At 71.5% G+C, this 23,239-nt stretch carries 1 protein-coding gene and 3 pseudogenes; all 4 read left to right on the top strand.

Annotated features, from left to right (window positions below; all coding sequences use genetic code 11):
• Window positions 1-139 precede the first annotated feature (139 nt).
• Window positions 140-16,603 carry a type I polyketide synthase gene (locus BLV72_RS43085; protein WP_093469292.1) on the top strand — a complete coding sequence of 5,488 codons (16,464 nt, stop codon included), beginning with the start codon at window positions 140-142 and terminating at the stop codon, window positions 16,601-16,603.
• 28 nt (window positions 16,604-16,631) lie between these two features.
• Window positions 16,632-20,516, top strand: a pseudogene (locus tag BLV72_RS50765) (type I polyketide synthase); the annotation flags it as partial.
• Between the two features lie 83 nt (window positions 20,517-20,599).
• A pseudogene (locus BLV72_RS52335) lies at window positions 20,600-21,817 on the top strand (SpnB-like Rossmann fold domain-containing protein); the annotation flags it as partial.
• Between the two features lie 150 nt (window positions 21,818-21,967).
• Window positions 21,968-23,224: pseudogene (locus BLV72_RS52340) on the top strand (type I polyketide synthase); the annotation flags it as partial.
• Between the last annotated feature and the right edge of the window lie 15 nt (window positions 23,225-23,239).

Consider the following 23,239-nt stretch of genomic DNA (forward strand, 5'->3'; position numbering starts at 1 on the left):
GGGGGCTTGGCGATCACCAAGTAAGGGGGGATGAGGGGGGTGAATCAGGGGATTCTTCTAGTTTTCCGGTGTGAAGCTGGAGTGGGTGAAGCCGCTGACGCATCACCTGCAACCCTGACCGCAGGGAGGGGAGAGGTGCATGCTGCGCACCGAACTGATCCGCCCGATCCAGGACCTCCTCACCGAGCAGAGCCGCCGCTACGGCGACAAGACCGCCTACATCGACGCCCGTCGCGCCATCAGTTACCGCGAACTGGAGGTGCGCACCCGTCGGCTCGCCGGCCATCTGGCCGGGCTGAGTCTGCTGCCGGGTGACCGCGTGGCCATGTACCTCGGCAATCGCGTCGAGATGGTGGAGAGCTACTTCGCCGTCGTCCGCGCCGGTGGCATCGGCGTCCCGGTCAATCCGCATGTCTCCCAGGCCGAATTGGAGCATCTGCTCTCCGCCGGCGGCAGCCAGGTCGTCATCACCGACACCGCCCACCTGCCGCTGCTGCGCCGGTTGCCACCCGGGACGAGCCCGCCGACCGTGCTGGTCGTGGGGGAGGATCCGGTCCCGCCGGGCTGTCTGTCCTACGAGCGGTTCGCCACCACCGAGCCGGGCACACCGGCCCGCGACGACCACGGGCTCGACGACATCGCCTGGATGCTCTTCACCTCCGGAACCACCAACAAGCCCAAGGGAGTGCTGGCCACCCAGCGCAACTGCCTCTGGTCGGTGGCCGCGTCGTACGTACCCGCGCTCGGCCTCACCGCCGAGGACCGTGTGCTCTGGCCGTTGCCCCTGTTCCACAGCCTCTCCCACATCGTGTGCGTGCTGGCCGTGACGGCTGTCGGAGCAACCGCCCGGATCACCGACGGACACTCCGCCGAGGATGTGCTGGAGCAGTGGGGGCAGGAGCGCTCCACGGTCATCGCCGGTGTCCCCACGCTGTACCACTTCCTCGTTCGCGCCTCCAAGGCGCCCGGGTTCACCGCCCCGGAACTGCGGGTGGGCCTGGTCGGCGGCGCCGTGACCACCGCGGCGCTGCGGCGCTCGGTCGAGGACGCCTTCGGGGCCCCGCTCATCGACGCGTACGGCAGCACCGAGACGTCAGGCTCGATCGCCATCAACTGGCCGACCGGGGCCCGGGTCGAGGGCTCCTGCGGACTCCCCGTCCCCGGCCTCGCCCTGCGGGTGGTCGACCACCGCACCGGCCTGGACGTGCCCGACGGGACCGAGGGCGAGGTGTGGGTCCGCGGCCCGAACATCATGGCGGGCTACCACAACCAGCCCGAAACCACCGCCGAGGCGCTGCGGGACGGCTGGTTCCACACCGGCGACCTCGCCCGCCGCGACCGGGACGGCTATCTGACGGTCACCGGGCGGCTCAAGGAACTCATCATCCGCGCCGGGGAGAACATCCACCCCGTCGAGGTGGAGGACGTCCTGCGGATGACGCCCGGTGTGGCCGACGTCGCCGTGGTCGGCAAGCCGCACGAGGTGTTCGGTGAAGTCCCCGTGGCCTTCATCGTCCCGGCGCCTGGTGGCTTCGACCCGGCCCAGGCGCTCGCCCTGTGCCGGGAGAGGCTGTCGTACTTCAAGGTCCCCGAGGAGCTGTACGAGATCGCGCGGATCCCGCGCACCGCGACCGGTAAGGTCACCCGGCACCGGCTGCTGGACGGCCCGGCACGGCTGCGCGCGGTCGGCAACACCTACCACGACGCGCTCTTCCGCACGAACTGGATCCCCCAGCCGACCGCCCCTCAGCCCCGGCCCGGCCATTGGGCCCTGCTCGGACAGCCGGATACCGGGCTCGTCGGCCTGTTGCGGGCCACCGGCACCGAGCCGGTCGGGCACATCGACACGGATGGGCTGAGGGCGGCGGTGGCGGGAGCAAGCAGCCCCTTGCCCGCCGTGGCCCTGCTACCGGCTCCCGTGGATACCGGGGCCGACGCCACTGCTCAGGGCTATGGGCGCGCCACCGCGACCGATGTGGTTCTGAGGGAAGTCGAGACGTGGCTGGCCGCCGCCGAACTGTCCGATGCGGTGCTGGTGGTGCTGACCCACAGCGCCGTGGCCACCACCACGGGCGAAGACGTGCGGAATCCGGAACAGGCCGCGCTGTGGGGGCTCGTGCGGTCCGTGCAGGCCGCTCATCCCGGCCGTATCGCCATCGTCGACCTCGACGAGCCGGATGACGAGGCGTCTGTCTCCGCTCTGGTGGCGACGGTGGCCTCGGGCGAGCCACAGAGCGCGGTGCGCTCGGGCGTGGTGCTGCTGCCAAGGCTCGAACGCGTGGCGCTGGACCTGGGCTTGGGCATGGGGCCGGATGTGAGCGTGGGTCTGGGTTTGGGGATGGACACCGAGCGGGACACCTCCGTGGCCTTCGACCCGCTCGGCACCGCGGTCGTCACCGGAGTGGACACCCGGCGTGGCGCCGCCATCGCTCGGCATCTGGTGGCCGGTTACGGCGTCCGCCGACTGCTGCTGATCGCCCCGCCAGGGCAGGGCGGCCGGGCCGCCGAGCTCTGCGCCCAGCTCACCGACGCCGGGGCCGATGTGCGGCTCGTCGAATGCGACCTGGACAACCGCACGAAACTGAGGCGCGCGCTGGCCAAGGCGGGCAGCCCCTTGAGTGTGGTCGTACACGCCTGGGAGGCCGTGGACGAGCCGTCCGACGCGCGAGTGGCCGCCGAGGCCAGAACGCTGCACGAGCTCACCCGGAACGCAGATCTCACCGCGTTCGTACTGTCCTCCTCGACCAAGGGGCTGCTGGGCGCGGCAGGGGAGACCACCGAGGCAGCCTCCGCCGCCTTCCTGGATGCCTACGCCCAGCATCTGCGTATGCGGGGGGTACCCGCCCAGTCCATCGCCTGGGGGCCGTGGGAGGGGGAGACCGACGAGACGACCGGTGCCCTGAGCCCGCAGCAGGCGCTCGCCGCGCTGGACGCCGCCCTGGCCGTGGACCAGGCCCAACTCGTCGCGATGAAACTCGACTCGACGGCCGTACCCACCGGGGCGTCCTCCCCGCTGTTGCAGGACCTGATCGACGTGCCGGCCCGTACCGCCACCGTGGACGAGGCCGTCGCGATCGCCCTTCGGGAGCGGCTGACGGATGCGCACGAAGCCGACCGGGACCGGCTGCTCACCGATCTCGTCCGCGGACACCTCGCCGACCTGCTGGGCCTCGCCGACAAGCAGGCCGTCGAGCCCGAGCGAGCCTTCACCGACCTGGGCCTGACCTCGATCACCGTGGTGGAGCTGCGCAACCGGCTGAGCGAGGACACCGGGCTCCGCCTGCCCGCCACCTCCGCCTTCGACCACCCCACACCGCTGGCGTTGGGGAGCATGCTGCGGCGCGAGCTGCTCGGCGGCGGTACGGCAGTGGCATCGGGGCCGCCGGTTGCTGCCATTCCGGTTCCGGCTCCTGGATCGGCCGTGGTCGCGGGCTCTGGCGCGGGCGACGAGCCCATCGCGATTGTGGGGATGGCGTGCCGGTTGCCGGGTGGGGTCGGTTCGCCGGAGGAGTTGTGGGAGCTGGTTCTGGCAGGGGGCGAGGGTATCGGGGAATTCCCGGCGGATCGGGGGTGGGATCTGGAGAACCTCTTCGACCCGGATCCGGATCACGCGGGGACGAGCTATGCGCGGCGGGGCGGTTTCCTCTATGACGCGGGGGAGTTCGACGCGGATTTCTTCGGGATCTCGCCGCGTGAGGCGTTGGCGATGGATCCGCAACAGCGGTTGCTGCTGGAGACGTCGTGGGAGGCATTGGAGCGGGCCGGAATCGATCCTGGCTCGTTGCGGGGCCAGGACGTGGGCGTCTTCGCTGGGATGATGCATCAGAACTACGGAGTCGGCCCCACCGAAGCAGCGGACACACCGGCCGGTCTGGAAGGCCACCTGATGACCGGCACCTCGGCGAGCGTGGTGTCGGGTCGGGTGTCGTATGTGCTGGGGTTCGAGGGTCCTGCGGTGACGGTGGATACGGCGTGTTCGTCGTCGTTGGTGGCGTTGCATTTGGCGGCGCAGGCGTTGCGGTCGGGTGAGTGCTCGATGGCGCTGGCCGGTGGGGTGACGGTGATGGCCGGGCCGGACGCCTTCGTGGAGTTCTCCCGTCAGCGCGGGCTTGCTGCCGATGGGCGGTGCAAGTCGTTCGCGGCGTCGGCGGATGGTACGGGGTGGTCCGAGGGCGCGGGCGTGGTGCTGGTGGAGCGGTTGTCTGATGCGGAGCGTCTTGGGCATCGGGTGTTGGCGGTGGTGCGGGGCAGTGCGGTGAATCAGGATGGTGCGTCGAATGGGTTGACGGCGCCGAATGGTCCGTCGCAGCAGCGGGTGATTCGGCGTGCGTTGGCGGTCGCCGGGTTGGTGGCGGCGGATGTGGATGTGGTGGAGGCCCATGGGACGGGTACGCCGTTGGGTGATCCGATTGAGGCGCAGGCGGTGTTGGCCACGTATGGCCAGGGTCGGCCTGAGGGGCGTCCGTTGTGGTTGGGGTCGTTGAAGTCGAATGTTGGTCATGCGCAGGCGGCTGCGGGTGTGGCTGGTGTGATCAAGATGGTGTTGGCGTTGCGGTATGGGGTGTTGCCGAGGACGTTGCATGTGGATGAGCCGTCGCCGCAGGTGGATTGGTCGGCGGGTGCGGTGGAGTTGTTGGCCGAGGAGCGGGTGTGGCCGGAGGTGGGGCGTCCGCGTCGGGCCGGGGTGTCGGGGTTCGGGGTGAGTGGGACGAATGCGCATGTGATTTTGGAGCAGGCTCCGGACTGGCCGGGGGATAATGTTCCGATGCCGGAGGTGCCGGGTGGTGTGGTGCCGTTGGTGGTGTCGGGGCGTGGCGATGCGGGGTTGCGGGCGCAGGCGCGGCGGTTGCTGGACTTCGCCGAGGGCCAGCCGGATGTGGGTGTGGTGGAGCTGGGAGCGGCGCTGACGTCCGGTCGGGCAACGTTGTCGAATCGTGCGGTGGTGGTGGCTGGGGATCGGGCTGAGGCGTTGGCGGGGCTGGCAGCGGTTGCGGAGGGCGGCGGGGCAGGCGCGGCGGATGTTCGGGGTCGGGTGGTGTTTGTTTTTCCTGGTCAGGGTGCGCAGTGGGTGGGTATGGGGGCTGGGTTGTTGGAGTCGTGTGGGGTGTTCGCGGAGGGGTTGGGGGAGTGTGCGGGGGTGTTGGATCCGTTGACGGGGTGGTCGTTGGTGGATGTGGTGCGGGGTGTGGGGGGTGGGGTGTCGTTGGATCGGGTGGATGTGGTGCAGCCGGTGTCGTTTGCGGTGATGGTGGCGTTGGCGCGGGTGTGGCGGTGGTTTGGGGTGGAGCCGTCCGCGGTGGTGGGTCATTCGCAGGGTGAGATTGCGGCGGCGTGTGTGGCGGGTGGGTTGTCGTTGGAGGATGCGGCGCGGGTGGTGGTGTTGCGGAGTCGGGCGATCGCGGCGGGGCTCTCGGGCCGGGGCGGGATGGTGTCGCTGGCCGTGGGGGTGGCGGAGGTGGAGTCATTGGTGTCCCGTTGGTCGGGTCGGGTGGAGGTGGCGGCGGTGAATGGGCCGTCGTCGGTGGTGGTGGCGGGTGAGGTGGAGGCGCTCCGTGAGCTGGTGGAGGAGTGCGAGGGTGCGGGGGTGCGGGCGCGGTGGGTGGATGTGGATTACGCCTCGCATACGTCGCAGGTGGAGGCGGTGGAGGAGGAGTTGGCCCGGTCGTTGGCGCAGGTGCGGCCGGTGTCGTCGCGTATCCCGTTTTTCTCGACGGTGGAGGCGGGGTGGGTGGATACGGCGGAGTTGGATGCCGGGTACTGGTATCGGAATCTGCGGAGTACGGTGCGGTTCGCGCCGTCGATCAACCAATTGATCGAGGAGGGCTTTGCGGCGTTTGTTGAGGTGAGCGCGCATCCGGTGCTGACGATGAGCATCGAGGCGGCGGCCGAGCGAGCGGATGCCGGGCCGGTCGTGGTGACCGGGACACTCCGGCGGGATGAGGGTGGCATGCGTCGCGTGCTCACGTCCCTGGCCGAGGCGTATGTACGCGGTGTTCCCGTCGACTGGACCGCGCTGCTCGGCGGCGTCCCGGCGCATGCCGCGTTGGATCTCCCCACCTACGCCTTCCAGCACCAGCACTACTGGCTCAAGAGTGGCCACCGGTCCGGTGAGGCGACCGCCGTCGGCCTCGCCGGTGCTCAGCACCCCCTGCTGGGCGCATGGGTGGAACTGCCCGACACAGACGGGGTGTTGTTCACCTCCCGACTGTCGCTGAGCACTCACCCATGGCTGGCCGACCACAGGGTGGCCGGTGCGGTCGTCCTCCCTGGATCGGCCTTTGTGGAGCTGGCGGTACGTGCCGGTGACGAGGTCGGTTGCGGTGTCGTTGACGCATTGCTGATCGAGGCCCCGCTCGTGCTGGCGGAGAGCATGAGTGTGCAGCTTCAGGTGGTTGTCGGTGGGGCTGATGACTCCGGCCGACGCCGCCTCACCGTGCACTCCCGGCGGCAGGGCGACGGGTCGGACGGGACGGACTGGACCCGACACGCCACGGGCACCCTCGCCGAGGCCACCACCGCACCCGATATCGACCTCGCACTGTGGCCGCCGGCCGGAGCCACCCCCATCGATGTGGACCAGGTGTACGACGACCTGGCACAGGGCGGACGTGGCATAGGCCCGGCCTTCCGTGTTCTGCGCTCGGCGTGGACCCGTGGTACCGACACCTTCGTCGAGGTGGAACTGGCCGACGACCAGTACGAGGAAGCGGAGCGCTGCACACTGCACCCCGCACTGCTGGAAGCCGTCTGCCACGTCGATACACACGCCGACACACACGCCGACACTCACGGCGAGGCATCGGCGTTGCCCGTCGCCTACCGTGCGGTGTCGCTATCCGCGACCGGGGCGACCGCGCTGCGTGCGCGTATCAGCCCGGACGGTCAGGGGGGTGTGGCGCTGGAGCTGGCGGACTCCGCAGGTCGGGCGGTCGGGTCCGTGGGCTCGGTGATGTGGCGGCCGCTCCCCGCCGACGGGTTGGTGTCGGGGGCGGGGACGGATCCGCAGGACGCGCTGTTCCAGGTGCAGTGGTGCCCCCTTCCGGTCGCGTCGGCCGCATCCGCCCTGGCCACCTCGGATCCGGTGACGGCGACGATGACACTGACGGTCACGAGCCCGGCCGAATTGACGACGCTCGCCGCCCAGGGGAACGTACCGCCCTTCGTCTGTGTGGACTTGGCGGACACCACGCACGGCCTCCGGGCGCTGACCTCGCAGGCGCTGGAGTGGGTCCAGGCGTGGCTGGCCGCCCCGGAGACCGATGCGCGGCTGGTCATCGTCACACGCGAGGCCACCGACCCGATCTGCGCGGCGGTCTGGGGGCTCGTGCGCTCGGCACAGTCGGAGGCCCCGGACCGGCTGGTCCTGGTGGCGATGGACGAGGACGCCGCCTCCGGCGCGCTGCTGCCCGCCGCACTGGCCACCGGCGAACCGCAGATCGCCATCACCGCCGGGGCGGCATCCGTACCGAGGCTCGTGCGCGCGACACCGGATGAGGAAGAGCCACGGGGGCCGCTGGACCCGGCGGGTACGGTTCTCGTCACCGGTGGCACGGGTGCACTGGGTCGGCTCTTCGCCCGGCACCTCGTGGCCGAGCACGGCGTACGCAACCTCCTGCTGGTCAGTCGCCGTGGCGGTGCCGCCGAGGGCGTGGCGGAGCTGGAGTCCGAACTGGGCGCGCTGGGTGCGTCCGTACGTACCGTGGCCTGCGACATCGGCGACCGGACCGCGGTTGCGGAGCTGCTGGCCTCGATTCCCGCCGATGCTCCCCTGACGGCGGTCGTCCACACTGCCGGGGTCCTGGACGACGGCGTGGTCACCGCCATGACACCCGAACGACTGGACACCGTCCTCCGCCCCAAGGCGGACGCCGCCGTCATCCTGCACGAGCTGACGCGCGACCTGGACCTTGCGGCGTTCGTGGTGTTCTCCTCGGCCGCGGGCGTCTTCGGCAACCCCGGACAGGCCAACTACGCGGCGGCCAACGCCTTCCTGGACGCACTGGCTCAGCAGCGCAGGGCGGCAGGGCTCCCGGCCACCGCGCTCGCCTGGGGCCACTGGGCGCTGAGCAGCGAGATGACCGCACATCTCACCGCGGCTGATCTGCGCCAGCACACCCGGCGCTTCGGCATGACCGCCCTGGCGGAGCAGACCGGTCTGGCGCTGTTCGACGCCGGTCTGCGCAGCGCCGCGCCCGCGCTGGTGGCGGCCCGGTTGGACCTCGCGGGCCTGCGCGTCCACGCGGCCACCACCCCGGTCGTCCCTCTGCTGCACAAGCTGGTGCCACCGGGCCGCCGGATCGTGCGCCGTACGGAACTGCCGCAGACCGACCTCGTACGACGGCTGGAGTCGGCGGACCCGGCCGAACGGGAGCAGATGCTGCTGGACCTGGTCACACGCCATGCCGCCCAGGTGCTCGGGCACTCCTCGGCGGACGGTCTCGCCGCCGTGCGGGCCTTCCGGGATCTGGGCTTCGACTCGCTGACATCCGTGGAACTGCGCAACCGGCTCAACGTGGCCACCGGGCTCCGGCTTCCCTCGACTCTGCTCTACGATCACCCCAGCCCGCGGGCCCTCACCAGGCATCTGCACACCGAACTGCTGGGCTCGCCGAGCACCCCCGTAGCCGCGGCACCCGCGGACAAGGCGTCGGACGAGGGCATCGCCATCGTGGCGATGAGCTGCCGCTTTCCGGGCGGGGTGCACAGCCCCGAGGACTTCTGGCGCCTGATCAACGAGGGCGGTGACGCCGTCGGGGACTTCCCGGACGACCGTGGCTGGGATCTGTCGTCGCTCTACGACCGCGACCCGGATCACCCTGGCACCTCCTACGTCCGGCATGGCGCCTTCCTGCCCGATGCCGCCGGGTTCGACGCCGAGTTCTTCGGGATTTCGCCGCGTGAGGCGCTGGCGATGGATCCGCAGCAGCGACTGCTGCTGGAGACCTCATGGGAGGTGTTCGAGCGGGCCGGGATCGACCCGACCACGGTGGGCGGCAGCGCCATCGGCGTGTTCACCGGGATGAACACCCAGGACTACGCGATCCGCCTGCGCCACGTTCCGGACGAGGTCGAGGGGCACCGGATCACCGGCGTCTCCGCGGCCGTCCTGTCCGGGCGGGTGGCCTACACCCTGGGCCTGGAGGGTCCCGCGGTGACGGTGGACACGGCGTGTTCGTCGTCGTTGGTGGCGTTGCATCTGGCGGCGCAGGCATTGCGGTCGGGGGAGTGCTCGATGGCGCTGGCCGGTGGGGTGACGGTGATGGCCGGGCCCGACGCCTTCGTGGACTTCTCCCGCCAGCGCGGACTGTCGGTCGACGGCCGGTGCAAGCCCTTCGCCGCCTCGGCCGATGGCACGGGGTGGGCCGAGGGCGTGGGTGTGCTGCTGCTGGAGCGGCTGTCGGACGCGGAGCGGAACGGCCACCAGGTGCTGGCAGTGGTGCGGGGCAGCGCGGTGAACCAGGACGGTGCGTCTAACGGTCTGACGGCGCCGAACGGTCCGTCGCAGCAGCGCGTCATCCGGCAGGCACTGGCCGGAGCGGGCGTTTCGGCCGCGGACGTGGATCTGGTCGAGGCGCATGGCACGGGGACGGCGCTGGGCGATCCCATCGAGGCGCAGGCCATTCTCGCCACCTACGGACAGGACCGCGACCGGCCGCTGTGGCTGGGCTCGGTGAAGTCCAACATCGGTCATGCCCAAGCCGCCGCGGGCGTGGCCGGTGTGATCAAGACGGTCATGGCGATGCGGCACGGTGTTCTGCCGCGCACGCTGCACGTCGACGCCCCCACCCCGGAGGTGGACTGGTCGGCGGGTTCGGTGGAACTGCTGACCGAGGAACGGCCCTGGCCGGAGGCAGCGGAACGCCCGCGCCGGGCCGGTGTGTCGGCCTTCGGCGTCAGCGGCACCAACGCCCATGTGATCGTCGAGCAGGCGCCTGCCACCGCCACCCCCACCGAGCCCGCCGCGGCGGACCCGGACGCGATCCCCGCCATACCGTGGGTGATCTCGGCCAGGACCGCCGACGGGCTGTTCGGCCAAGCGGCCCGGCTCGCGGAATTCGCCCGCAGGCACCCGGAACTCGACCCGGGCGACATCGCCCACTCGCTCATCACCACACGAGCAGCGTTCGACCACCGGGCCGTGGTCGTGGGCGTGGGGCGTGCGGAGTTGCTGAGCGGGCTGGACGCCATCACGGGGCCGAGCGATGGCCCCATCGCGCGAGGTGTGCCGAGCCCCGGCAGGCTCGCGGTGCTGTTCACCGGGCAGGGCAGCCAGTACGTGGGCATGGGCCGGGAACTGCATGCGCGCTGTCCCGTGTTCCGCGATGCCTTCGACGCGGTCTGCGGGCAACTGGACCGGCATCTGGTCGACGCCGGGCATGTCGCGCACCCCGTCCGGGACGTCGTGTTCGCCGAGCCCGGATCCCCCGAAGCGGAATTGCTCGACCGGACGGTGTACGCCCAGGCGGGGCTGTTCGCACTGGAGACCGCGCTGTTCCGGCTGTACGCATCCTGGGGAGTGCGCCCCGACGCCCTCGCCGGCCACTCCGTGGGCGAGCTGACCGCGGCCCATGTGGCGGGCGTGCTGTCCCTCGAGGACGCCGCCGCGCTGCTGGCCGCGCGCGGGCGGCTGATGCAGGACCTGCCCGGTGGCGTAATGGTCGCGCTCAACGCTCCCGAGTCCGTGGTGCGGTCTCTGCTGGCCGATGAACCGGGCGCCGTGGACATCGCCGCGGTCAACGGACCTGCCTCCGTCGTCGTCTCCGGCGACCGGGACGCCGTGGTGGCCGTCGAGCGGACATGCGCCGCCGAGGGGTACCGGACCAAGCGGCTGCGGGTCAGCCATGCCTTCCACTCCGCGCATATGGACGGCGTGCTGGAGGCGTTCCGCGCCGTCGCCACCGGGCTGTCGTACGCGCCTCCGACGGTGCCCATCGTCTCCAACGTCACCGGCGAATGGGCCACCCCCGACCAACTGTGCTCCCCGGACTACTGGGTCGAACACGCCCGCAGGACGGTCCGGTTCCTCGACGGCGTCAGCACGCTCAACGACGGGGACATCACGACCTTCCTGGAACTGGGCCCCGATGGCGTCCTCACCGCCATGGCGCAGGAAGCGCTGGGCGACGGTGCCGACCCGGCCATGTTCGTGGCCACGTTGCACGGCGAAGAGGCCGAGCCGGTCGCCGCCGTGGCCGCGCTCGCCCGGCTGCACGTCCGTGGCGTCCCGGTCGACTGGACCGCGCTGTTCTCGGGGTCCTCGCGGCGCAGGGTCGACCTGCCGACCTACGCCTTCCAGCACCGGCGGTACTGGCCCGACGCCCCCGTATCGGACGCCACTACGGCGGGCGAGCTGGATTCCGCACGTCGGTTGCCGCCGGATGCGGCAGCGCTCCCGGGCGGCGGCACGGACTTCGCCGAGCGACTGATGGCCGGCACGGAGGCCGAGAGCCGCCGGCTGGTCATGGATGTGGTGCTGAGCAGTGCGGCCGCGGTGCTGGGGCATGACCACGCGTCGGCGATCGACGGCGAACGGGCCTTCCAGGACCTCGGCTTCGACTCCCTGAACGTGGTCCGGCTCCGCAACCGCCTGCGGGAGCTGACCGGCGCCGAGCTGCCGACCACGCTCGCCTTCGACTATCCGACACCGGCCGCGCTCGCGTCGTTCCTGCACGCCCGGCTTCTCGGACGGGACACCGGCCCGACCGGATCGGCACGGGCGGCAGGCGATCCCACGGAGCCGATCGCGATCGTGGGGATGGCGTGCCGGTTGCCGGGCGGCGTGGCCTCGCCGGAGGACCTGTGGGAACTGGTTACGGCCCAGGGCGAGGGCATCGGCGATTTCCCCGCGGACCGCGGCTGGGATCTGGAGAACCTGTTCGACCCGGATCCGGATCACGCGGGGACGAGCTATGCGCGGCGGGGCGGTTTCCTCTATGACGCGGGGGAGTTCGACGCGGATTTCTTCGGGATCTCGCCGCGTGAGGCGTTGGCGATGGATCCGCAGCAGCGGTTGCTGCTGGAGACGTCGTGGGAGGCATTGGAACGGGCCGGGATCGACCCGGCCTCGCTCCGCGGCCATGACATCGGTGTCTTCGCCGGAATGGTCAACCACGACTACGCCAGCCGCCTCGACACGGCTCCCGACGGCTCCGAGGGCTACCTCATGACCGGCGGCGCGGGCAGTGTGCTGTCGGGTCGGGTGTCGTATGTGCTGGGGTTCGAGGGCCCTGCGGTGACGGTGGATACGGCGTGTTCGTCGTCGTTGGTGGCGTTGCATCTGGCGGCGCAGGCGTTGCGGTCGGGGGAGTGCTCGATGGCGCTGGCCGGTGGGGTGACGGTGATGGCCGGGCCGGAGGCCTTCGTGGAGTTCTCCCGTCAGCGCGGGCTTGCTGCCGATGGGCGGTGCAAGTCGTTCGCGGCGTCGGCGGATGGTACGGGGTGGGCCGAGGGCGCGGGCGTGGTGCTGGTGGAGCGGTTGTCTGATGCGGAGCGTCTTGGGCATCGGGTGTTGGCGGTGGTGCGGGGTTCGGCGGTGAATCAGGATGGTGCGTCGAATGGGTTGACGGCGCCGAATGGTCCGTCGCAGCAGCGGGTGATTCGGCGTGCGTTGGCGGTTGCCGGGTTGGTGGCGGCGGATGTGGATGCGGTCGAGGCCCATGGGACGGGTACGCCGTTGGGTGATCCGATTGAGGCGCAGGCGGTGTTGGCCACGTATGGCCAGGATCGTGAGCGGCCGCTGCTCATGGGGTCGTTGAAGTCGAATATTGGTCATGCGCAGGCGGCTGCGGGTGTGGCTAGTGTGATCAAGATGGTGTTGGCGTTGCGGCATGGCATCGCGCCTCGGACGTTGCATGTGGATGAGCCGACGCCGCAGGTGGATTGGTCGGCGGGTGCGGTGGAGCTGTTGACCGAGGAGCGGGTGTGGCCGGAGGTGGGGCGTCCGCGTCGGGCCGGGGTGTCGGCGTTCGGGGTCAGCGGCACCAACGCCCACGTCATCCTGGAACAGCCCTTGGACGTTGCTGAGCCCGCCCCACCTGCTCCTCAGCTGCCGGGTGGCCTGGCCCTTCTTCCGGTGTCCGCGCGAGGCGAGGGCGCGCTGCGCGCTCAGGCACAGCGGCTGCTGTCCTCCCTGGATCAGCGACCGGACCAGGATCTCGGCGAGTTCGCCCTCGCGTTGGGTTGTGGGCGGGCGGGGTTGTCGGATCGTGCGGTGGTGGTGGCGGGGGATCGGGAGGAGGCGTTGTCGGGGCTGGCGGCGGTGGTGCGGGGTGAGTCGGTGGTGGGTGTGGTGTCGGGTTCGGTGGTGCGTGGTCGGTTGGGGGTGTTGTTCGCTGGTCAGGGGTGTCAGCGGGTGGGGATGGGGCGTGGGTTGTATGAGGTCTTTCCCGTGTTCCGGGAGGCCTTTGATGTGGTGTGTGAGGCGTTGGACCGTGAGCTGGGTGCGGGTGGTGTGTCGGGGTCGGTGCGGGATGTGGTGTTCGGGGATGGGGTGTTGCTGGAGCGGACGGTGTTTGCTCAGGCGGGCTTGTTTGCGGTGGAGGTGGGGTTGTTCCGGTTGGTGGAGTCGTGGGGTGTGGTGGTGGATGTGGTGGGTGGGCATTCGGTGGGTGAGGTGGCGGCGGCGTATGTGGCGGGGGTGTTGTCGTTGGCGGATGCGGTGGTGTTGGTGGCGGCGCGGGGTCGGTTGATGGAGGCGTTGCCGGAGGGCGGTGCGATGGTGGCGGTGGGCGCGGGCGAGGACCAAGTGCGGCCGCTGCTGGTGCCGGGAGTGGACATAGCGGCGGTGAATGGCCCCTCGGCCGTGGTCCTTTCCGGCGATGAGGAGCCGGTACTGCGGGTGGCGCGCACGTTCTCCGAGCAGGGGTGTCGCACGAGGCGGCTGGCGGTTTCGCATGCCTTCCACTCGGCCCGTATGGAGCCCATGCTGGAGGACTTCCGGGAAGCCATCGCTGATCTGTCGTTCTCGGCGCCGGTGATACCTCTGGTGTCCAACGTGACCGGGCGGTTGGCGGACGCGGAGGTGGTGTGTTCGCCGGAGTACTGGGTGGAGCATGTGCGTGCGGCGGTGCGGTTTGCGGACGGTGTGCGAGCACTCGCCGACTACGGAGTGAGCACGTATCTGGAGCTGGCGCCGGATGCGGTGTTGTCCGCGGTGGTCGGTGACTGTCTGCCGGAGGAGTCGGCCGAAGAGTCCGTGGTCGTGCCGTCGCTGCGGCGGGAGGGCGACGAGGTCCGTGCGCTGTTGTCCGCCGTCGCCCGACTGCATGTGGCAGGCGTACGCATCGACTTCGGCGCCCTGTTCGGCGGCGCCGTTCCGCCCGTTCACCTCCCCGATCTGCCCACGTACGCCTTCCAGCGTGCGCACTACTGGCTCCATGACACCCGGCCCGGCGCTCACCAGAGCCCCGGCGGCGCCTCCGACGACACCGACGACGCCCGCTTCTGGGCCGCCGTCGAACGTGAGGACCTGGGCTCGGTGGCCGAGGCCCTGGACCTGGCCGACGGCGAGGACGACCGTGCCGCTCTGGACGCCGTGGGCGGTGCGCTGGGCGTGCTGTCGGACTGGCGACGCAAGCGCGGTGAGAAGTCCGCGGCCGACCGGCTGCGCTACCAGGTCATCTGGAAGCCGCTTCCCGGCGCCGCCTCCGGCGTACCCACCGGCACCTGGCTGGTCGTCCTGCCGTACGGCTGCCGGGACGAGGACTACGCGGCCCAGGTGGTTCCGGCCCTGAATCGCCAAGGTCTGCGCACCACGACCCTACGGCTCGACGGAGCCGAATCGGCGGACCGCGTCGCCCTCGCCGAGACGCTACGCGGCGCGCTGGCGGACCATGAGGACATCGGCGGAGTGCTGTCCCTGCTCGCGCTCGACCAGCGCATCCGTCCCGGCTCCGCGACGCTCACCGAGGGGGTCGCGGCCACCTTGGCGCTGGTGCAGGCGCTCGGCGACCTGGGCTGTGGCCACCGTCTGTACTGCGCCACCACAGGCGCGGTGAGCGTCGGCGCGGCCGACCGGCTCAGCGCACCGGAACAGGCGGCGGTGTGGGGACTCGGCCTGGCCGTGGCGCTGGAGCAGCCGGACCGATGGGGAGCGCTGGTGGACCTCCCGGACCTGATCGACGACCGGGCCGCCCGGACCCTGCTCGGCGCGCTGGCCGATCCGGGCGATGAGGACCAGCTCGCGATCCGTGCCACGGGCGCGTTCGTACGCAGGATGCGGAGCCATCCACTGCCCAGCGTCGTGGCGAAGCCGGAGTGGCGGCCGCGTGGCACCGTCCTGGTCACCGGCGGTACGGAGGGTCTCGGCCGGCACGCCGCGCGCTGGCTGGCCGGTGCCGGTGCCGAACACCTGGTGCTGACCGTCGGGACGGAGCCGGGGGCGTCGGATCCGGAGGCGCCGGATGTGGTCGCCCTGCGGGACGAGCTGAGCGGTCAGGGCACCAAGGTGACGGTGTGCCCGGTGGAGCTCACCGACCGGGACGCGGTCGAGCGGCTGCTCACCGGCCCCGCCGCGTATCCCGAGCTCACCGGCGTCGTCCACACCGCCGACCTCGCACGGATCGCCCAGACCGATGCCACCAGCACCGACGAATTGGCTCGGACGCTGGCGGCCAAGGTCGACGGTCTGCTCCATCTCGACACGCTCCTGACCGATCGGGAGCTGGACCTGTTCGTGGTCTTCTCCTCGGTCGCCAGCGTCTGGGGCGGTGGCGGTCAGGGACTGATCGGCGCGGCCAACGCACAGCTCGACGCCCTGATCGAGCGTCGTCGCGCCAGGGGGCAGGTGGCCACTTCGGTGGCCTGGGGGGTGATCGACGGCTTCGGTGTGGCCGCCGACGCCACCGCCCAGGAGCAGCTGCGCCGCCGTGGTGTGCTGCCCATGGCGCCCGAGGCGGCCATGGCGGCCCTGACACACGCCGTCCGCCATGACGACACGCTCGCGGCGGTGGCGGACATCGACTGGGCGGCGTTCGTCCCGGCGTTCACCTCGCTGCGGCCCAGCCCGCTGATCGGTGACCTGCCGGGCGTTCAGGAGATCGTCGACAGCCTTCGGCCGGACGAGGCCGCCGACGAGTCCGCCTCGGAGTTCCTGCGCGAACTGGCCGCGGGCTCCGACGCCGAGCGGGAACGCGCGCTGATGAAGGTGGTGCGCGAGAACGCGGCCATCGCGCTGGGACACAGCGGTGTCGAGGCCGTCAAACCGCAACGCGCCTTCCAGGAGATGGGGTTCGACTCCCTGGCGGCGGTGAACCTGCGCAACACCCTCGGCGCCGCTCTGGGCACCCGGCTACCGGCCACCCTTGTCTTCGACTACCCCACGCCCGCCGCGCTGGTGGAGTACCTGCGCACCGAACTCCTGGGAGACCAGGGCGACGACGAGGTCACCGAGGCCGATGAGGAGGAGATCCGCCGCGTCCTGGCCTCCGTACCGTTCAGCCGGTTCCGCGAGGCCGGAGTGCTCGACGCGCTGCGGTCGCTGGCCAGGACGGATGCGACCGAGGGGAACGGGAGTCGGCCGTCCGCCGACGAAGAGCTTGACCTGATCGATGGAATGGATATCGCCGGACTGGTCCAACGGGCATTCGACGGAACCCAGTTGTGATCGCGCACTCGAAGCGGTGGGAGCAGCCATGAGCAGCAGCAGCCAGAGTGAACAGATCGTCGAAGCCCTGCGCGCCTCGCTGAAGGACAACGCCCGGCTGAAGCACGAGTACGACAAGGCGGTCGCGACCACCTCCGCTCCCATCGCCATCGTCGGGATGGCCTGCCGGTTGCCGGGCGGGGTGAGCACACCGGAGGAGCTGTGGGAGCTGGTGTCCACCGGCGGTGACGGCATCTCCGGCTTTCCGGTGAACCGCGGCTGGGACCTCGACAACCTCTTCCACCCCGATCCGGACCACCCCGGCACCAGCTATGCCACGGAAGGGGGTTTCCTGCACGACGCAGGCGAGTTCGACGCGGGCTTCTTCGGCATCTCGCCCCGGGAGGCCGTGGCGATGGACCCCCAGCAACGGATCATGCTGGAGCTGTCCTGGGAGGTGTTCGAGCGCGCCGGGATCGACCCGACCACCAAGCGGGGCAAGGACGTCGGTGTCTACTCCGGTATCGCGTTCCACGACTACGGCGCCGGTCTCGCCGAGGTTCCCGAAGGGCTGGAGGGCTTCATCCTCACCGGTGGCGCGGGAAGCGTGCTGTCGGGACGGGTCTCCTACGCACTCGGCCTCGAAGGCCCCGCCGTGACGATCGACACGGCGTGTTCGTCGTCGCTGGTGGCGTTGCATCTGGCGGCGCAGGCGCTGCGTGCGGGGGAGTGCTCGATGGCGCTGGCCGGTGGGGTCACCGTGATGGCGGCCTCCGACGCCTTCGTGGGCTTCTCCCGGCAGCGCGGACTGGCCCCCGACGGCCGGTGCAAGGCGTTCGCGGCCTCGGCGGACGGCACCGGGTTCTCCGAGGGCGCCGGTGTGCTTCTGCTGGAGCGCCTGTCCGACGCGGTCGGCGCGGGACACCCGGTGCTGGCGGTGGTGCGGGGCTCGGCGGTGAACCAGGACGGTGCGTCCAACGGCCTCACGGCGCCCAACGGCCCCTCACAGCGGCGTGTCATCCGCCGGGCACTGAGCAGCGCGCGGTTGTCGGCCGCCGAGGTGGACGTGGTGGAGGCGCACGGCACGGGTACGGCGCTGGGCGACCCCATCGAGGCGCAGGCCCTGCTGGCCACGTATGGCCGGGATCGCGACCGCCCGCTGTGGCTGGGGTCGGTGAAGTCGAACATCGGCCACACCCAGGCGGCCGCCGGGGCCGCGGGTGTGATCAAGATGGTGATGGCGATGCGGCACGGCCTGCTGCCGCGCACCCTGCATGTGGACGCGCCCACGCCCCAGGTGGACTGGTCGGCCGGTGCCGTGGAGCTCCTGACCAGCGAACAGCCGTGGCCGGAGACGGAACGGCCGCGCCGGGCCGCCGTATCGGGCTTCGGCATCAGCGGCACCAACGCCCATGTGATCCTCGAAGAGGCCCCGGCCCCCCAGCCCACCGAGCCCGACCCCACCACTGGCTCGGCTGCCGAAACCGCCGCCGCCACCGATCCGGCGCCGTCCTCCCCGACGCCGCCCGTGTTCGTCGATGGCCACGATGCCCCGGTGCCGCTTCTGGTATCCGGGCGGGGCGAGTCGGGACTGCGCGCCCAGGCCCAGCGCCTGCTGTCGTTCCTGGACGAACGCCCCGCGGTGGCCCTGCCGGATCTCGGCTGGTCGCTGGCCTCCGGGCGCGCCGCGCTGGAGCAGCGCGGGGTGGTGCTGGCCGCCGACCGGGACGGCGCGTTGCGCGGTCTGACCGCACTGGCCCAGAACACCCCCGCACCCGATGTGATCCGCGGTACCGGCCCGGCCACCGGGCACATCGCCTTCGTCTTCCCCGGCCAGGGCTCGCAGTGGCAGGGCATGGCGGCCGAACTGCTCTCCTCCTCACCGGCGTTCGCCACCCGGTTCGCCGAATGCGACGACGCCCTGGGCCGCCTCCTGGACTGGTCCGTCACCGAGGTGATCCGGGGTGCCGACGGAGCGCCCTCCCTGGACCGGATCGAGATTCTGCAACCCGCGCTGTTCGCGGTGCATGTGTCCCTGGCGGCGGCGTGGGCGGCGGCCGGGGTCGAACCGGCGGCGGTGGTCGGCCACAGCCAAGGGGAGATCGCGGCGGCGTATGTGGCCGGGGCGCTGTCCCTGGAGGACGCGGCCAGGATCGTGGTCCTGCGCAGCGCCCTGTTCGCCGAGGAACTGGTGGGCAAGGGCGCGGTGGCCTCCGTAGCGCTGTCGGCCGAGGCCGTTGAGAAGCGGCTGGCGGCCTGGGGCGAGCGGCTGGTGATATCCGGACGCAACGGGCCCTCGGCGGTGACCGTGGCGGGTGAGGTGGCCGCGCTGGAGGAATTCGTGGCCGGGTGCAAGGCCGACGGGATCCGGGCGCAGGTCGTGGGTTCGACGGTGGCCTCGCACTGCGCCCAGGTCGACCCGCTGCGGGACCGCATCCTGGCGATGTTCGCCGACATCGCCCCGCGCCGCGGACACATCCCGTTCTATTCGACGGTCACCGGCGGTGTGCTCGACACCGGCGAACTGGACGCCGAGTACTGGTTCCGCAACGCACGCCGGCCGGTGAACTTCGAGGGCGCCGTCCGCGAACTTCTCGCCGACGGATTCGGCTTCTTCGTCGAGTCCAGCGCCCATCCCGTGCTGGTGACGGCCCTGCAGCAGATGTTCGAGGACGCCGGGGCCGACGCGGTGGCCGTGGGCTCCCTACGGCGCGACGAGGGCGGTGCGCGGCGGTTTCTCGCCTCTCTCGCCGAGGGCCATGTGGGCGGGCTGCCGGTGGACTGGTCGACGGTGTTCGCCGGTTCGGAGCCGCGCCGGGTCGATCTGCCCACGTACGCCTTCCAACACCAGCACTACTGGCTGGAGTCGACCGAGACCTTCGGCGACGCGGCCGGGCTCGGTCTCGAACCGGCACAGCACCCCCTGCTGGGCGCGGTCACCGAATTCCCCGAGTCCGGCGGTGTGCTGTTCACCTCCCGGCTGTCGCTGCGTACGCATCCGTGGCTGGCCGACCACGCGGCGGCGGGCACGGTGCTGCTGCCCGGGGCGGCCTTCGTGGAACTGGCGGTGCGCGCCGGTGACGAGGTCGGCTGTGGTGTGGTGGAAGAGCTCGTCATCGAGGCACCGCTCACCCTGGCCGAGGGCGACGGCGCCCGCCTGCAGGTGTTCGTGGCGAGGCGGGCGACGCCGGGCGGCGTCCGCTCTCCGTGCGCTCCCGCCCGGAGGGAAGCACACCGGGGGCGGCCTGGACGCGGCACGCCACCGGTTTCCTGGCCCCCGCCGCCGTCACCACCCCGCCGGATACCGGCCTCGCCCAGTGGCCACCGGCCGGTGCGGTCCCGGTGGACCCGGAGCGGGTGTCGCAGGCGTACGAGGACATGGCGGCCGCCGGATACGGCTACGGACCGGCCTTCCGGGGACTGCGCGCGGTGTGGACCCGGGGCGAGGAGGTGTTCGCCGAGGTCGCACTGGCCGAGGACCAGCGGCTCTCGACGGACGGCTTCGGCCTGCACCCGGTGCTGCTCGACTCGGCCATGCACGCGATCGCCTTCCGTGACCTGGCCGTCGAGCAGGCCAGGCTGGCGCTGCCCTTCGCCTACCGTGACGTCGCCCTGCACGCCGCCGGAGCGTCCGCCCTGCGCGTCCGCATCACGCCGAACGGCCCCGAGGAGGTGGCGCTTCAGCTGGCGGACACCGGCGGCGCGGCCGTCGCCGCCGTCGGATCGGTGGTGTCCCGGCCGGTGGCCACCGAACAGCTGGACACCGGCGCCTCCCCGGCCCGGGAGCGGATGTTCCGCGTCGGCTGGGACGAGCTTCCGGCGCCCGCCACCACGGCGGACACACCGCACCCCGTGCCGGTGGCGATCGCCGAGGACATCCGGGAACTGGCCGAGACCGCCGACCTGGGCGTGCCTCAGGCGCTGCTTCTGGACCTGACGCGCGAGGCGTTGCTCCCGGACCCGGCCGGCGAGGACCAGGAGCCGAGCGCGAGCGGCGTACGAGAGGCCACCGGCCGGGTGCTGGAACTGCTGCAGACCTGGTTGGCCGCATCCGAACTGGAGGACACCCGGCTGCTCGTGCTCACCCACGGGGCGGTGGCGGTGCACCACGACCGGGAGCTGACCGATCCCACCGCCGCCGCCGTATGCGGTCTGCTGAGGTCCGCCCAGGCCGAGAACCCCGGGCGGATCACCCTGGTCGACACCGACCGGGCCCAAGCGTCCCTGGCCCTGCTGTCCAGCGTGTTCACCCTGGAAGAGCCACAACTGGCCCTGCGCGAGGGCATCCGCTACGCCCGTCGGCTGACCCGCGCGGATGCCACCGGCGCGCTGGCCCTACCCGCGGGCGCCGCGGCCTGGCGGCTGGAGCCCGGCACCGACGGCACCCTCGAAGGCCTGGCCCTGCGCCCCGCGCCCGCCGCGCTGGAGCCGCTGGACGCAGGTCAGGTCCGGATCGAGGTCCGGGCGGCGGGGCTGAACTTCCTGGACGTGCTGGTCGTCCTCGGCATGAACAGGGTCGATGCCACCATTGGCAACGAAGGCTCCGGAGTGGTCACCGAGATCGGCCCCGGCGTGGACGAGATCGGCGTCGGCGACCGGGTGATGGGGCTGTTCCCCGACGCCGTCGGCCCGCTGGCCGTGGCCGACCACCGCACCGTGGCCAGGATCCCGCACGGCTGGTCCTTCCAGCAGGCCGCCACCGTGCCGATGGCGTTCCTCACCGCCTACTACGGGCTGCGGGACCTCGCCGGTCTGCGATCCGGTGAGTCCGTCCTGATCCACGCCGCCGCCGGCGGGGTCGGCATGGCCGCCGTACAGCTCGCCCGGCACTGGGGCGCCGAGGTGTTCGCCACCGCCGCCCCCGCCAAATGGGACGCCGTACGCGCCACCGGAATCGGCGAACACCGGCTCGCCACCTCGCGCACGGTGGACTTCGCACCGCGCTTCCTGGACGCCACCCAGGGCCGGGGCGTCGATGTGGTGCTGGACAGCCTGGCCGGGGAGTTCGTAGACGCCTCGCTGCGGCTGCTGCCCCGAGGAGGCCGGTTCCTGGAGATGGGCAAAACCGATCTGCGGAGCCCCGAGGAGGTGGCAGCCACCCATCCCGGCGTCTCCTACCAGGCGTTCTCCCTCTACGAGGCGGGCAACGACCGCATCGGGGAGATGCTCCGCGAACTGACCGGGCTGTTCGACCGGGGAGCGCTGCACCCGCTGCCGCTGAACACCTGGGACGTACGAAACGCCCCCGCCGCCTTCCGCTATATGAGCCAGGGGCGGCATATCGGCAAGAACGTGTTCACCCTGCCCCGCACCCTCGACGCCACCGGCACCGTCCTGGTCACCGGCGGCACCGGCTCCCTGGGCCGCCTGGTGGCCCGGCGCATGGTGGCCGAGCACGGGATGCGCAACGTCGTCCTGGCCGGACGGCGCGGCAGGGCCGCCGCGGGAATGCCGGAGCTGGAGGACGAGCTCAGCGCGCTGGGAGCCACCGTGCACACGGTGGCCTGCGACCTCGCCGACCGGGAGGCGGTGGCCGCACTGCTCGGCTCGATCCCCCAGGACGCCCCGCTGACCGCCGTGGTGCACACCGCCGGGCTGCTGGACGACGGCGTGATCACCACCCTGACGCCGGAACGGCTGGACGCCGTGTTCCGCCCCAAGGTGGACGCGGTGCTCAACCTGCACGAGCTGACCCGCGACCTCGACCTCGCCGCGTTCCTCCTCTTCTCGTCCGGCGCGGGCACTTTTGACTCTCCCGGCCAGGGCAACTACTCCGCCGCCAACGCCTTCCTCGACGCACTGGCCCGCTACCGCCTCGCCAGGGGGCTGCCCGCCACCTCGCTCGCCTGGGGCCTGTGGGGGCAGGTCACCGACATGAGCGCACACCTGGACGACTCCGACCAGCGGCGCATGGCCAAGGGCGGCATGCTCGGCCTCTCCGTACCCGAGGGCATGGAGCTGTTCGACACCGCGCTGCGCGGCCCCGACACCGTACTGGTCCCCGCCCACATGGACTTCGCCGCACTGCGCGCCCTGGCCGGATCCGGCTCGCTGCCCGCACTGCTGCGCGCCCTCGTCCGAGCCCCGCGCCGGGCCGTCGACAACGCGGCGGCGGACACGGACGACCTGGTGAGCAGGCTGGCCAGGGCGACCGCCGGCCAGCAGGAGAAGATCCTGCTCGACCTGGTCCAGCAAGAGGCCGCCGCCGTCCTCGGCCACGCCTCGGCCGACCTCATCGAACCGAACCAGCCCTTCAAGGAAATCGGCTTCGACTCGCTCACCGCCGTGGAGCTGCGCAACCGGCTCTCCCGCCGCGCCGGGGTGCGGCTGCCGGCCACGCTGATCTTCGACCATCCCGCCCCCGCGCCACTCGCCCGCTACCTGCTGGCCGAACTGGGCCAGGAGGTCGACACCTCCGAGGTGCTGATGGCCGAGCTCGACACCGTGGCCGCGACCCTGGCCGAGGTGACCCCCGACGCCACGACCCACGCCACGGTGCTGGCCCGCCTCCAACTGCTGGTCGAGCAGTGGGAAACCGCCGAAGGCGCCACAGCCGCCGACGAGGACGAGGAGTTCGATGTGGACACCGCCACCGACGAAGCCATGTTCGAGCTCATCGACCGGGAGTTCGGCACATCGTGACCGCCCGGGCCCGCG

The organism is Streptomyces melanosporofaciens, assembly GCF_900105695.1.
Classification (GTDB): domain Bacteria; phylum Actinomycetota; class Actinomycetes; order Streptomycetales; family Streptomycetaceae; genus Streptomyces; species Streptomyces antimycoticus.